Consider the following 14486-nt stretch of genomic DNA (forward strand, 5'->3'; position numbering starts at 1 on the left):
CATTCCGAACAGAGCCGTTAAGCCCCGGTGCGCCTATGGTACTGCCTTCACCGGTGGGAGAGTCGGTCGCCGCCAACTTTATCAACAGGAAATCCCTTCAGGATGCTTTCGCCAGCAGCCCGAAGGGATTTTTGCTTTGTAGATGGTTATACAACCATAGGATATTTTGCTTTGTAGACATCTATCAAACGAAAGAAAATGCCGCTCACTAAATATGTGAGCGGCATTTTCATTTTGTGCTTACTCAAGTACTATCTGCCCATCCAACCGCCATCAACGGTGAGGAGGGTGCCGTGGACGTAGTTGGATGCAGCCGAGGCTAGGAAAACGGTAGGGCCTTTGAAGTCATCGACGTGGCCCCATCGGTTGGCTGGGATACGGGCTAGGATGGTGGTGGAGCGGTCGGGGTCTTGGCGGAGGGCTTCGGTGTTGTCGGTGGCGATGTAGCCGGGGGCGATGGCGTTCACGTTTATTCCACGGCTAGCCCATTCGTTGGCCAAGGCCTTTACCAGCGAGGAAATGGCGCCCTTGCTGGCTGCGTAGCCTGGCACGTTGATGCCACCCTGAAAAGACATAAGAGAGGCGGTGAAGATGATTTTGCCGTGGCCTTGGACTATCATCTGGCTGCCGATGGCGCGCGCGATGCGGAATGGAGTGTCGAGGTTGATGGCTAATACTTCGTCCCACGGTTCATCGCCGTGCTCAGCGGCAGGGGCCCGACGGATGGTGCCAGCGTTATTTACCAGAATATCGATGCGGGGGAAGTCGTGCTGGACTTGGGTGATGAATGCATCTACTGAACTGCGCTGGCTAAAATCGGCTTGGTAGGCGCTGAAATTGCGGCCGAGGGCGTGGACTTGCTGCTCGGTTTCGCTGCCGCTGAGGGCTAGGGTGGCTGAGACGCCGATAATGTCGGCACCGGCTTCGGCTAGGCCCAGGGCCATGGCTTGCCCGATGCCTTTGTTGCAGCCGGTGACTAGGGCGACTTTGCCAGTTAGGTCGAAGAGTGGATTCATAGAGGGTAAAGGAACGGGGCAGAATATAAGGCGGGAGCTTGGTTAGTTTTTGAGTAATTGGGCCAGCTCTTTCTGGGTGATGCGTAGGACGGTGCCGTGGCGGGTGCCTTTGGGGAAATCGAGGCGGTCGGATACGTCGGTCCAGTGCTCTAGGTCGGTGGATGAGACGGCGCCGTATTTGTGTTCGGTGTATTTGTCGAAGTAAACTAGCCACTCGTTGCCTAATTGGATGGCGGTGGGGCCTTCGGCCCAGTACTTACCGGTAATGGGGGCCGAGGGTGGGCCGTAGGGACCGGTGAGCTGGTCGGCGAAGGCGACGCGTAGGTTCTTCTGCACGGGCTCGCGGGTTTCGTCCTTCAGGAACATGGCGAAACGCCGGCCGGCGGGCTGGATGGTGGCGTCGATGACGTTGAAACCTTGGTCGTAGAGGACTTGGGCGGGGGAGTAGGTTTTAAAGTCTTTGGTGGTGACGTAGTAGATGCGGTGGTTGTTGCCGCCTTCGAGGGCGGTTTCGCCCTGCGGGAAGCGGCCGGGGATGGTGGTGGCCCAGAATATCATGTACTGGTGGTTTTTGGCGTCATAGGTGATTTCGGGGGCCCAGCAGTTTTTGGCGGTGGGCTCAGTGGCCATGACGGGGATGTTTTGCTGCTCGGTCCAGTGGATGAGGTCGGGGGAACTGGCGTAGCCGATGCCTCGCTCGTGCCAGCTGGTGGTCCAGACCATGTGGAAGCGGCCGTCGTGGCCGCGGATGATGCAGGGGTCGCGCATGAGCTTGTCTTTGCTCACGGTGGGCTTCAGGAAGGACTGGTCGTTGCGCAGGACGGTCCATTTGTAGCCGTCGGGGCTGCTGGCCAAATGCAGGCCGTCTTCGCCGTTGCCCCGAAAGGAAGCGAAGAGCAAGACTTCGTTTTTGCGCAGCGGCTTTTGGGCGCGGGCTGGTTGGGCGGCAGATACAATGAGGCTCAGGCCACCAAAGGCGACGGCCAATTTATTTGAGGAAAACATCACAAGGGATTTTAGAGCGCGTGGTCGGTTTTGACATCCTGGCCCGACCAGATGCGGCGGGCGGTCCAGTCCTGCGCCGGGGCGGCCCAAAAGGGGGCGCTGGTGGGCAGGCCCAGCGGCAAGAAGGCCGTGGTACACAAATAAAGGCTGCCGGTGGAGATGTAGCCTTCGCCGATGCCGGGCTGGTGGCCACAGAGGCCGATTTGTAGCCAGCCCTGGGCATCGAAAGAGCCTTTGGATTCCATGGTGCGGCGGATAACGGCAGTGAGGGCGCTGCGGACTTGGCCGGCTGCTAGCTCGGCGGGCAGCAGGTTTTGCAGACTCACTTGCGCCAAGTGCTGGAAGGCGCCGCAACGGTAAGCCAGGGAGCGGCCAAAGGCGGCAAACGAGCCGTCGGGGCCGATGAGGCGCTCCTGCACGGCGGCGTAGCGTTGGGCGCGGGTTTGGAGGCGCTGGAGCAGGTCTTTGCTTTCCTTGCCGGCGGCTACCAGCGTGCCCACGAGGTCGAGTAGCATGGGCTGGATGACGTAGCTGTTGTAGTAGTCCCAGTGGAAGTCGGGTCCGTCGCCATAGGTGCCGTCGCCTTTGTACCAGGTTTGGTGCTCTTTGATGGCGTAGTCCATCCGCATGAGGTCGGCGCTGCCGGTGAATTTTAGCAGGGCGGCTTCGATGATACCGCTAAAGAGCAGCCAGTTGCTGTATACGGGCTTGATGACGCGGCTGCTTTGCAGGGCTTGAATCAGCTGAGGCTTGGTGGCTTCGGGAAGCTTTTCCCAGAGCTGCTTGGGCGCGCGCAGCAGGGCGTGAGCCAGGAAGGCGGTATCGACTACGGGCTGGCCGCCTTGGTTGAAATTCAGGAAACCAGGCGACTGCGGGTTCACTGCGTGGGCAATGGCCTGGCGGGCCTGCTCGGCACAGCGTTGCTGCTGGGCCTGCTCGGCGGCGGGCACGTCGGTTAATTCCAGCCAGGGGGCCAAGCCGGCCAGGGTGCGGCCCAAGGCTTCGAGGTGGGTGACTTTGCGGCGGCCTTCCTGCTGGCCAGCGGCGGATTCGACGGGCATAGCTGTTTTCAGCGTGCCAGCGGCCCCGGACGCCAGCACGGGCCCGACGATGCGTAATAAGGTTCTGACCCAATACTCGCGGTCGGAAACAGGCTTGGCGGTGGGCAATGCCTCACTCGCGGCGGGAGCGCCGGCAGTGGGCAGAGCCAGCGCAGAAAGGCCAGCCCCAACGCCGGCGATGAATGAACGGCGCTCCATGCGCTACTTCAGTTTCAGTTTCATCACCTCGGAGCCGGCCAGCAGGTAGGCGCCGGTGCCGTACACTTCCCAGCTATCGGCCGAGAAATCGCGGCGTGGGTCGGCGCCGATGGGCTGCACCCAGCCCACTTTGCCGTCGGCGCCTACTACTTTATCGAGGGCTATCCAGGCTTTTTGCACGGCGGGGAGGTAAGTGGCGCGGTCGAGGAGGCCGTTGTTGATGCCCCAGGCCATGGCGTAGGTGTCGAAGCCCGAGCCGGAGGTTTCGCCGCCGGGGTAGGCGGCGGGGTCGAGCAGGCTGGAGCGCCACAGGCCGTCGGGCTGCTGCAGCTTAATGAGGCTGGCGCTCATTTCCTTGAGAATGTTGACGTAGAAAGGACGCGTGGGGTGGTTGGCGGGCAGCTCCTGCAGAATCTGCACCAGGCCGCCCATTACCCAGCCATTGCCCCGGCTCCAGAAGATGGGCTGGCCGTTGCTTTCTTTTTTTGTTTTGCCTTCGTTGGCGGCGTTCCAGAGGTAGCTGGCGTCGCGGGTGAAGAGGTGCTGCTGCGGGTTGTAGAGGCGGCGGTAGGTCTGGGCGTAGAGCGTGTCGCTGAAAGTCAGGTACTGGGGCTGGTTTTCCAGCATGCCGAGCTTCACGAGCACAGGCGGGCCCATGAAGAGGGCGTCGCACCACCACCAGGTGATGCCGTTGTGCTGCACCTCGGGGCCGGGCACGGTGCGCAGCTTTTCCACCACGGCCAGGGTGGGCTCAATCATGCGCCGTTCCTTTTTGAGGCGGTAGAGGTTGAGGTAGGTCTGGCAGATGGCGATGTCGTCGGCGTGGTCGTAGCGGCGGTCGGGGCGCCACTGGGTGCGGTTGCCCATGGCCATGAGCGAATCCAGAATCAGCCGGGATTTGGTAGCCTGGTAGGCGGCAAATACGCCGGAGTAGAAAGCCCCGTTGGTCCAGTCCGTGACTTTGTGCTTGGGATGGGCCAACTGCCACCGGGTGGCTTTCAGCAGCTGCTTCTTGATGTATTTCGGCTTGAAAACGGCTTGGTCGGCTTTGGCCAGCGTTTGGGCGGGCGCACTGGAAGTGAGGCCGAGCGTCAGCAGCAGGCCGGCGGCTAATGGGCGAATCAAGCGGGAGGAAAGAAAGAGCATACCGGGTGGGTTTTTACAGAAGCCACGGACAATGATACCGGCCACATGGGCCGGATTATCCGGGTTGAAATCAACCACAATAGTAGGTCAACGCTCTTGGATGCAGCGGGGCCATTTTGGAAAAAGACGGGTGCTTTTTCGTCGAGCCTGATTCGTATTGCTTTTGGAGCTGCTCATAAATCAAAAATCGTCTGTCATCCTGAACGCAGCGAAGGACCTTATCACGACTGGGCTATTCAGAAGCAATCAATCGGCGCAGGCGTGATAAGGTCCTTCGCTATGCTCAGGATGACAGACGATTCAGAAGGATGCTCTACGGCGCTACCGCTGAATCTTCAGCCGCCGAAGCCGCCGGCTCCCGGCCCGGCCGGTGCTGCTTGGCGTACTCGGAGGGCGAGACGTTGTAGATTTTCTGAAAGGCTTTGCGGAAGTACTTGGCGTCTTCAATGCCCACCTCGAAGGCCACTTCCGATACGCGCATCTGCGTCTGGGCCAGGAGTTGGGCGGCGCGTTTCATCCGCACGTCGCGAATGAACTCCACGGCCGTCTGGCCCGTGATGCTTTTGATGCGACGGTAGAACACCGACTGGCTCATGGCCATTTCCTTCACCAGCACCTGCACGCTGAATTCCGAGTTATCGAGGTTGCGCTCCACCACGGCCATGGCGCTTTCCAAGAACTGGCGGTCGGCATCGGCCACTACGATTTCGGTGGGTTCGAGCAGGATGTGGCGCTGGTAGTACTCGTGCAGCTTGCGGCGGTTGCGCAGCAGCGCGTCGGCTTTGGCGTAGAGCAGCGTGGGGTTGAAGGGCTTGCTCATGTACTCGTCGGCGCCCATGCCGATGCCTTCGAGCTCGTGGGTTTCGGCCGTGCGGGCGGTGAGCAGCAGCACCGGAATGTGGGCCGTTTTGGGGTGCTGCTTGATTTTCTGGCACAATTCCAGGCCGTCGGAGCGCGGCATCATCACATCCGAAATGACGAGGTCGGGCAGCTGGGCCAGGGCCTTGTCCCATCCTTCGAGACCGTCCTCGGCGGTGATGACGTCGTACTCGGCCTCAAACAGCTGCCGGATGTACTGGCGCACCTCGTCGTGGTCTTCCACCACCAGCAGGCGCGGCTGGCGCGTAGCACTGGGTTCGGCATTGGGGAGCACAAACTCTTCAGCAACTGCAGGTTCTGGCTCAGCGGCAATTGGTGCTTCCATCGCCATGTCCGGCGTCGGCTCGTCTTCCTGAATATCTTCGGGCCGCAAATGCTGGTGGCCGAAGGGCAGGCGCAGCTCGAAAGTTGTGCCCAGGCCCTCGCCGCTGGTGGCGGTGAGCTGGCCGCCGTGCCGCTCGGCAAACTGCCGGGCCAGCGACAAGCCGATGCCCGTGCCCGTCATGCGCAGCGTGTTGGTGTGCGAGGCCTGGTAGTAGGGGTCGAAGATGCGCTCAATCTCGTTGTACTTGATGCCCACGCCGTTGTCGGCCACGGTCACTTTCAGGTAGTTGCCGGTGAGGCGGCCGTTGCTGTACACGGCTTCGCCGCCGGGGTTGCCCACGGGCGTGGCCAGTAGCTCGACGCGCCCGTTGGTGCGGGTGTACTTGAAGGCGTTGGCCAGCAGGTTGGTGAGGATGATTTCGAGCTTGCTGCGGTCGAAATACAGCGGCACGGGCTCGGTGGGCAGGTCGAGTACGTACTTCACGCCGCGCTCCCGGGCCTTGAGGCTGAAGGTGGGGTAGATGTCGGTGATGAAGGCCACGGCGTCGCCGGGGGTGGCGCGCAGGGGCACGTTGCCGGTTTCCACCTTGCGGAAGTCCAGCAGTTGGTTCACGAGGTCGAGCAGCTTGCGCGTCTGCTTGTGCATGAGCTCCACCTTTTCGCGTAGGCCCGCCACCGGCCCGGGGCTGTTGATGATTTCCTCCATCGGCCCGAGTATCAGCGTCAAAGGCGTGCGCAGCTCATGGCTCACGTTGGTGAAAAAGCCCAGCTTGAGGCCGGTGAGCTCCTTTTCCTTTTCGGTCTGGAACTGCTCCAGCGCCACCCGGTTTTTCAGGCGCTGCTGGGCCATTTCGATGCGCCGGTACAGGGCCACCGCGCCCAGCAATACCAGGGCATAAAGCCCGTAGGCCCAACCGGTTTTGTACCAGGGCGCGCGCACGTCGAAGCGCACGGTGGCGGCCTTTTTCGACCACGCGCCCTCGCCGTTGCTGGCTTTTACTTCAAACGTGTACTGGCCCGGCGGCAGGTTGGCGAAGCTGGCGGTGCGCTGGCCGGGGGCCGGGTACACCCAGTTTTCGTTGTAGCCCACGAGGCGGTAGGCGTAGCGGTTTTTCTGCGGGTTGGCGTAGTTCAAACCCACAAATTCCACCGAAAAGTCATTCTCCGAGGCCTTGATGGTCACCGTCTGGGGCTGCGAGAGGGGCAGGGGCAGTACCACGCGGCCGTTGAGGGGCTGGCCCACGGCCACGGGCTGGTTGGCAATGCGCAGGCCGGTGAGCTGCACTACCGGCGGGTAAGGGTTGGGTTGAATGGCGTGCGGCTGGAAGTAGCTAATGCCGTTGATGCCCCCGAAATACAGGGTGCCGTCCTGGGCGCGGGCGGCGGCCCCAATCTTGAAGGCGTTGCTTTGCAGGCCGTCGGCCACGTCGTAGCGCAGGTACTGGCGAGTGGCGGGCTTGTAGCGGTAGAGGCCGGTGCCGCCAATCCAGAGGTGGCCCTCGTCGTCGGCCAGAATGCTTTCTACGTCGCTCTCGGGCAGGTATTTGGCCAGGCTGTGGATGCTTTCATTGCCCTGCGCGTCGGTGGTCAGTTGGTGCAGGCCACCGCCGATGGTGCCAATCCAGAGCGTGCCCCGGTCGTCGAGCAGCAGTGGCCACACGTAGTTCACGCGCAGGCCGTCGGGGGCGCCGGCGGCCTGCTTGAACTGCTTGAGCACGATGAGCGAATCGGCGGTAACGCGCAGCTTGAGCAGGCCCGCGTCGGCGGTGCTGGCCCAGAGCACGTCCTGCCGCCGGTCGTAGAGCAGGTAGGTGAAGCGGTTGGTGGGCAGGGCGCTGTTTTCCTGGCGGAAGGCGCCGAGGAACTTACCGTCGGTGCTCAGGCGCAGCAGGCCCGACGTGAACGAGGCCGCCCACAGCGTGCCAAACCGGTCTTCGGCCAAGCTTTCGAGGCTGAAGCTGCGCAGGTCGGGGCCGCCGGGCAACTGCTCGTAGGTGGTGAGGGTTTCGCGGCCGCCGGCGCGGGTGAGGCGGCTCAGCCCTGTCGTGCGGGTACCGAACCACAAGGCGCCGTTGCGGCTCTGGAAAATGGTCGAAACATCGACGCCGCGCGTGGCCCCGGCCCACTGCTGATTGAGGTAGCTGTGGGTGGTTTTGTGCGTGAGGTCGTAGCCGTACACGCCGTTGCGCGTGCCCGACCACAGAATGTTGGTGGCTTCTTCCTTATAAACCGCGTTGATATAGTTGTTGGCCAGCGTGGAGCCGCCCGACAGCTGCTGGCGCAGCCGTCCAAAGGGCTTCTGGCGCAAGTCGACCTGATTGAGGCCGCCGGCCGAGGCGCAGAGCCACATTATCTGGTTGCGGTCTTCAAAAATCTGGTGCACCCGCTCCGAATTGATGCCGAAGGGCTCGTTGTCCTGGGGCAGTAGCAGGGTGGGGTTGGGGCGCAGCGGCGGCGCGCTGCCGGTCACGGCGCCGGCCTCCCACACATACAGGCCGTAGATGGTGCCCACCCACAACCGATGAAACGAATCCATGCGGATGGACTGCAGCTGCGGGTAGGTTTGGGCCTGCGGGTGGGCCTGCAGCTGGCGCACGGTGCGGCGGTTGGCGGCGCTCACCCACCACACCTGCTGGTTGGTGCCAATCCAGAGGTCGCCGCGGGAGTCGAGGTGCAGCACGCGCACCCGCTCGGTCATGTCGGTGGGCTCGGCGCGCAGGTCGGCGCTTTCGGGGCGCACCACGCGCAGGCCGTGGTTGAAGGTGCCAATCCAGACCTTGCCTTCGGCATCGGTGGCCAGGCTGCTTACCTGGTAGTCATCAGTCGATTGGTCGGCGCGCGGCACCTGGCGCAGGCCGTTGAGGCGGCCCTGCGCATCGAAGCTGAGCACGAACACGCCCGCTACCGAAGTGCCCACCCACAGGCGGCCCTGCTTGTCCGACGTCAGGGCGTTGACGCTGGTCTGGCTCAGGCGCTGCATCAGAGAGCGGTAGGGGGCGGGCACCTGCTGCTCGTTGTAGCTGAGCAGGCGGTCGGCCGCCGCGTCGTAGAGGCCCAGGCCGGCGCGCTCGGTGCCCACCCACAGGCGGCCATCAGGCGCCGCCAGCAGGGCGCTGATGCGGTTGCCGGAAATGCCGTTGCGCGGGTTGATGGGCAGCGTGTATTGCTTGAGGCCGTAACCGTCGTAGCGGTCGAGGCCGCGGTTGGTGCCCACCCAAATGAAGCCGGCCTGGTCCTGGGCCACGGCCATGGCGTCGGAGTGGGAGAGGCCCTGGTCCACGGTGAGGTGCTCGAAGCGGAACTCGCTGGGGGCGGTGTCCTGGGCCCGCGCGGCCGGGGCCAGCCCGGGCCACCACGGCAGCAACAGCAACGCGAGAAACTGCCAGCAGGCAAAAGCTTTCATGTGGGTGGGTGGGAATGAGAAGAACGGCGGGGGCCTGGGACAGGCCGGGGCGGCCGCGCGGCAGAACTGGCAAGCGAGGCCGCCAACGGTGCGGACGCGGCCCGCGCCAACCCGTGGGGCCCGACGGGACCTGCAAGGTAGCGACCCCGCGTGAACTGCCCGAACCGCCGCCGCAGGATTCGGCCCCCTTGCTGAAAATAGATAATTGAAAATAAGTTATTAAAAAACAGGTTGTTGCATGGCGGTATGCTTGGCTTTCAGGAATAGGGAGGGGGTGTTTTGCCAGCGCCGGCCCGCTGAATTTCACCCCACTGATTGGTGAAAAACACCCCGCCTGCCGGTAGTGAGGCCCGCTACTTTTGTCCACTACAAAATGCCAAATGCATTTTTTGAAGGATGCATTAAACGTGTTGCCGCACTGCGGCCCACCGCGAGGGTTTGCTCCGCTTCCATTCCCCAAACGTTCCCACCCGCTACTCTCATTTTTCTTACCCTATGCGTAAACCCTTACCCTCAAGGTCTCTTCGCCGGTTGCTGCTGCTGGCAGCCGCGGGCCTGGCCGGCACCACGGCCGCCCAGGCGCAGGTGATGAACATGCCGGTGATGCCCCCGCGCGCCACCACGCCCGCCGACACGGCCAAGACCGCCGACCAGTCGATGCCGACCGTCACCCTCTTCACGCCGTCGGTGACGGACGAGAACGGTGAGCCGCTGCCGGGCGTGGCGCTAGCCAACGGCGGCAGCAACAGCTACACCGTGGTGACCGACTCGCTGGGCCAGGCCCGGATGCCGGACGTGAAAGCCGGCGAAACGCTGACCGTGAGCATCGACGGCTCGGTGATTCGGCGCTTCGCGGTGACGGACGACCTGACGCCTTCCATCGTCCTCGACACCAAGAACCCGGCCGTGGCCCGCCTCAAGCCGGTGCGCCTGCTCTACGGCACCAGCCTGCGGCCCGACCTCACGGCCGCCTCGACCCAGACGGTGTACAACGCGGCGCTAATGCGCCTGCCCGTGACGTCGTTTGTGACGGCGCTGGCCGGGCAGGGCGCGGGCCTGCAGGTGACGCAGATTTCGGGCCAGCCGGGCACCGACGTGGGCAATGCCCTGCTGCTGGGCCGGGCGCCCACGGTGGTGATTGACGGCATTGTGCGGCCCATCTACAACTTTGATTTGGAGGAGATTGAGTCGGTGACGCTGCTGAAAGACGCGCTGAGTTCCTCCATGCTGGGCGTGCGCAACACCAACGGCGGCATTCTGAACGTGACCACGCGCCGGGGCACGCCCGGGCAGCCGCGCATCTCGTTCACGGTGCAGTCGGCCATTCAGGAGCCCATCAAGCTGCCCAAGCCGCTGGACGCCTACAACTACGCCAGCCTCTACAACGAGGCGCAGACGAACGACAACGCAACCAACCCGGTGGCCGGCTTTCAGCCGCGCTTTTCGGCCGACGACCTGCAGAAGTACCGCGACGGCTCCGACCCCATCGGCCACCCCAACGTGAACTGGTTCGACCAGCTCCTCAAGAAGTCGTCGAAGCTGGACCGCTACACATTTTCGGCCACTGGCGGCAACAAGTTCTCGCGCTACTTCGTGAGCCTGGAGCACCTGAGCCAGACGGGCCTGCTGAAAACCAGCGACATCAACAAGTACAACACCAGCAACGACTACAAGGCCTACATCGTCCGCTCGAACGTGGATTTGCAGCTGAGCCGCAAGCTCACCGGCGGCATCGGCCTGCTGGGCCGCATCCTGACCTCGAACGACACGGGCGCCAACTTCGGCCAGGGCCTGCCGTCCATCCTGAACACGCTGTATAACACGCCCGCGCTGGCCTACCCGGTGTACAACGCCAACGGCAGCTACGGCGGCAACCAGCAGTTCACCAATAACCTGTGGGCCCAGACCATCGGCTCGGGCTACCGGCAGCTCTACAACCGCGACGTAGTAGCCGACTTCTACCTGCGCCGCACCCTGGACGAGCTGACGCCCGGCCTGTGGGTGCGCGCCCTGGCCTCGTACTACGCCAGCTTGTCGGAAACGGTGTACCGCGACAAAACCTTTGCCGTGTTCCAGCAGGGCACCAACGCCGCCGGCCAGCCCACCTACACGCAGTACGGCACCAACGGCGACCAGCAGAACAACAACGGCGTCAACTTCCAGAACAACACCACTTACCTGGAAGCCGACCTGGGCTACGACCGGCAGTTCGGCGAGCACGGCCTGCACGCCGTGGCGCTGGCTTCGCGCCAGTCGCTGCTGCAGGAGTCGGACCTGCCCTACACGGTGCAGGGCCTCTCGGGCCGGGCATCGTACAACTACAAGGGCAAGTACGTGGCCGAGCTGGCCTTCGGCCTGAACGGCTCGAACCGCTACCCCGACAACGGCAACTTCAAGTACGGCTTCTTCCCCTCGGCCGGCCTGGCCTGGAATGTGTCGCGCGAGGACTTTATGAAGGGCACCCAGCCCTGGCTGTCGTACCTGAAGCTGTACGGCTCCTACGGCCTGACCGGCAACGACGTACCGGGCTACTTCACCTACATTCAGACCTACTTCGATACCTCGGCGCCCTACTTCGGCACCGGCGCCGGCACGCAGTTCTCGAACAGCGAGCAGATTCTGGCCTCGCGCAACCGCACCTGGGAGAAGGGCCGCAAGCTGAGCCTGGGCCTGCAGGGTGCCGTGCTCGACAACCACCTGGGCTTCACGGTGGAGTATTACAACTCGCTGTACTACGACCTGTTGCAGCAGCGCGGCCGGAGCAGCACGCTCATTGGCCAGCTGTACCCGGACGAAAACATCGGCCGCAACCGCTACCAGGGCATCACCACCCAGCTCAGCTACCAGCAGAACTTCGGCCAGCTGAGCCTGCTGGCCGCCGTGAACGTGGGCGTGCAGTACTCGAAAGTGGAATACCAGGACGAGGTGTACCGCCCCTACCCGTGGATGCAGCGCACCGGCCAGCCGGTGGGCCAGGCGTTTGGCTACGTGGCCGACGGCCTGTTCCAGAACCAGGCCGAGATTCAGGGCGCCGCCACCATCGTGGGCTACACGCCCCAGCCCGGCGACATCCGCTACAAGGACCTGAACGGCGACGGCGTGATTAACCAGTTCGACATCGCGCCCATTGGCGATGCCAACCCCAGCATTCCGTTCGGCGTGACGCTGGGCGCCCGCTGGAAAGGCTTCGACTTCACCACCCTGCTGCAGGGCAGCCTGAGCCGCGTCATCTACCTGCAGGGCGCTTCGGAGTACGCCTTCCAGAACGGCGGCTTCGGCGGGGCCTTCGAGCAGCACCTCGACCGCTGGACGCCCGACAACCCCAACGCCAGCTACCCGCGCCTGAGCCTGGGCAACAACCTGAACAACTACGCGCCCACCAGCAGCTACTGGCTGCACGACGCCAGCTACATGCGCCTCAAGAACGTGGAGCTGGGCTACACCCTGCCGCTGAACCTGAGCAAGCGCGTGCGCCTGCAGGGCATCCGCTTCTTCGCCAACGGCACCAACCTGGTGACCTTCAGCCAGTACGACCGCGTGGACCCGGAGATTTTCAACGCCGCCTACCCGCAGCAGCGCCTCATCAACTTCGGCGTCAACCTCAAGCTCTAATTCCCACCCGCCGCTTCTGTTCCGATGAATACGAAACTATACGCCGCGGCCCTGGCCGCCGTGCTGGCCCTGGGCACCACCGCCTGCCAGAAAGACCCCGAAACCGAGCCGCGCAACCTCATCCGCGACGACACGGAGTGGGACGCGAAGGACCGCAACGCCACCGTGGCGCTGTACTTCTTCAACGACCTGTTCAACTACATGCCCGGCGGCTTCAACCGCATTGGCGACGGCACCGGCGACTTCCTGGCCGCCGGTACCGACGACGCCCTGCCCTCGCGCCTCAACCGCCCGGTGCAGTACTTCACCAACGGCGCCATCAGCGTGGTGAACAACCCCGATGCCTACTGGGCCTCGGCCTACGCCGGCATCCGCCGCGTCAACATCTTCCTGGCCAACATTGACCGCGTGCCCGCCCTGCCGGCCAACATCGTGATTTGGAAGGCCGAAGCCCGCTTCATCCGGGCCATGCTCTACTTCGAGCTGCTGAAGCGCTACGGCGGCGTGCCGCTCATTGGTGACAAGATTTTCACGCTCGACGACGACCTGTCGGTGCCGCGCAACACCTACGCCGAAACGGTGAACTACATCGTGAGCGAGTGCGACCTCATCAAGCCCGACCTGCGCCTGCCCGCGGCCATTCCGGACGGCGAGTGGGGCCGCATTCCGCGCACGGCCGCTTTCGCCCTCAAGAGCCGCCTGCTGCTGTACGCCGCCAGCCCGCTCTTCAACGGCGGGCAGGTGAACGGCGCCGGCGACCGCCAGGGCTACCCCAACGCCGACGCCAACCGCTGGCAGCTGGCCCTCACCGCCGCCCAGGACCTCATCGCCCTGAACGCGCACTCGCTGGTGACCACGCCGGCGGCCACGGCCTTCCCCAGCGTATTCACGGTGAAGAAGAACAGCGAGATTATTCTGGCCAAGCAGGCCAGCAACAACACCACGCTCGAAGTGTGGAACGCGCCGATGGGCTACGGCGCACCGGCCGCCAGCCAGGGCCTCACCAGCCCCAGCCAGAACTTCGTGGACGCTTTCCCGATGCTCTCGGGCGCGGCCATCACCGACGCCGGCTCGGGCTACAACCCGCAGAACCCCTACGCCAACCGCGACCCGCGCCTGCTGTTCTCGGTTTTTGCCAACGGCGTGACCACCGGCACCACCACCACCGGCAGCCGCTGGCTGAGCCGCAACGTGGAAACCTTCGACGGCGGCCGCGACCGGCCCGGCGGCGGGGCCGTGCAAACCCGCACCGGCTACTACCTGCGCAAGTTCCTGGGCGATTTCACCACCTCGACCTCGTACTCGAACCAGAGCCACAACTTCCCCCTGTTCCGCTACGCCGAGACGCTGCTCAACGCCGCCGAGGCCCTCAACGAGCTGGGCCGCACCACCGAGGCGCTGACTGCGCTGGTGCCGCTGCGGCAGCGGGCGGGCCTCACGGCGGGCACGGGCAACCGCTACGGCATCCCGACCACACTGAGCCAGAGTGACGCCCGCACCTTCATCCGCAACGAGCGCCGCATCGAGCTGGGCTTCGAGGAGCACCGCTTCTGGGACCTGCGCCGCTGGAAAACGGCCGAGACAGTGCTCAACTCCCCGCTCTACGGCGTGCAGATTGTGAAAGGCGGCTCGGCCACGGCGCCCACCTACACCTACACGCGCACCACGGCGGCCAATTTGACCTGGCAGAACCGGCTCTACTACATGCCGCTGCCCTACGACGAGACGACCAAGAACCTGAACCTGACGCAGAACCCTGGCTGGTAAGAGGTGAACTGGTGAGGTGGTGAACTGGTGAGATGGCGGGTGACGAGACAGGCTCTGCAAGGCCGTTTTGTCGCT

Annotated in this window: 8 protein-coding genes; 3 read left to right on the forward strand and 5 right to left on the reverse strand. The window is 63.8% G+C overall.

Features of this window, described 5'->3' with window-relative positions:
* A partial coding sequence (locus Q4S41_RS00005; RefSeq protein ID WP_305029085.1) for a hypothetical protein occupies positions 1-212 on the forward strand: 212 nt, incomplete at its 5' end.
* Positions 213-251: 39 nt separating this feature from the next.
* Here Q4S41_RS00005 and kduD read toward each other — a convergent pair.
* From kduD to Q4S41_RS00030, 5 genes are all read right to left on the reverse strand, one after another.
* Positions 252-1016: a 2-dehydro-3-deoxy-D-gluconate 5-dehydrogenase KduD gene (gene kduD, locus Q4S41_RS00010; RefSeq protein ID WP_305029086.1), complete on the reverse strand. Its 765-nt coding sequence runs from the start codon at positions 1014-1016 to the stop codon at positions 252-254.
* A 42-nt stretch (positions 1017-1058) separates the two neighbouring features.
* Positions 1059-2021 carry a glycoside hydrolase family 43 protein gene (locus tag Q4S41_RS00015; RefSeq protein WP_305029087.1) on the reverse strand — a complete coding sequence of 321 codons (963 nt, stop codon included), beginning with the start codon at positions 2019-2021 and terminating at the stop codon, positions 1059-1061.
* A gap of 11 nt (positions 2022-2032) precedes the next feature.
* Positions 2033-3280: a DUF2264 domain-containing protein gene (locus Q4S41_RS00020; RefSeq protein ID WP_305029088.1), complete on the reverse strand. Its 1248-nt coding sequence runs from the start codon at positions 3278-3280 to the stop codon at positions 2033-2035.
* 3 nt (positions 3281-3283) lie between these two features.
* Positions 3284-4405: a glycoside hydrolase family 88/105 protein gene (locus Q4S41_RS00025; RefSeq protein WP_305029089.1), complete on the reverse strand. Its 1122-nt coding sequence runs from the start codon at positions 4403-4405 to the stop codon at positions 3284-3286.
* Positions 4406-4739: 334 nt separating this feature from the next.
* Positions 4740-9032 (reverse strand): hybrid sensor histidine kinase/response regulator transcription factor, encoded by a 4293-nt coding sequence (locus Q4S41_RS00030; protein ID WP_305029090.1) that lies wholly within the window; start codon positions 9030-9032, stop codon positions 4740-4742.
* A 495-nt stretch (positions 9033-9527) separates the two neighbouring features.
* Between Q4S41_RS00030 and Q4S41_RS00035 the strand changes: the two genes are divergently transcribed.
* Together Q4S41_RS00035 and Q4S41_RS00040 are read left to right on the forward strand one after the other, a co-directional pair.
* A complete protein-coding gene (locus Q4S41_RS00035) occupies positions 9528-12644 on the forward strand; it encodes a SusC/RagA family TonB-linked outer membrane protein (RefSeq protein WP_305029091.1) in 3117 nt (1038 codons plus the stop codon).
* Positions 12645-12668: 24 nt separating this feature from the next.
* Complete coding sequence (locus Q4S41_RS00040; protein ID WP_305029092.1) at positions 12669-14411, forward strand: RagB/SusD family nutrient uptake outer membrane protein; 1743 nt, start codon at positions 12669-12671, stop codon at positions 14409-14411.
* Positions 14412-14486: the final 75 nt, after the last annotated feature.

Origin of the sequence: Hymenobacter convexus, from assembly GCF_030580955.1 — a bacterium.
GTDB lineage: Bacteria > Bacteroidota > Bacteroidia > Cytophagales > Hymenobacteraceae > Hymenobacter.

Coding starts and splice junctions, on each gene's coding strand:
- Q4S41_RS00030 (WP_305029090.1), bottom strand. CDS start 9,032: ATGAAAGCTTTTGCCTGCTGGCAGTTTCTCGCGTTGCTGTTGCTGCCG.
- Q4S41_RS00040 (WP_305029092.1), top strand. CDS start 12,669: ATGAATACGAAACTATACGCCGCGGCCCTGGCCGCCGTGCTGGCCCTG.
- Q4S41_RS00035 (WP_305029091.1), top strand. CDS start 9,528: ATGCGTAAACCCTTACCCTCAAGGTCTCTTCGCCGGTTGCTGCTGCTG.
- Q4S41_RS00020 (WP_305029088.1), bottom strand. CDS start 3,280: ATGGAGCGCCGTTCATTCATCGCCGGCGTTGGGGCTGGCCTTTCTGCG.
- kduD (WP_305029086.1), bottom strand. CDS start 1,016: ATGAATCCACTCTTCGACCTAACTGGCAAAGTCGCCCTAGTCACCGGC.
- Q4S41_RS00015 (WP_305029087.1), bottom strand. CDS start 2,021: ATGTTTTCCTCAAATAAATTGGCCGTCGCCTTTGGTGGCCTGAGCCTC.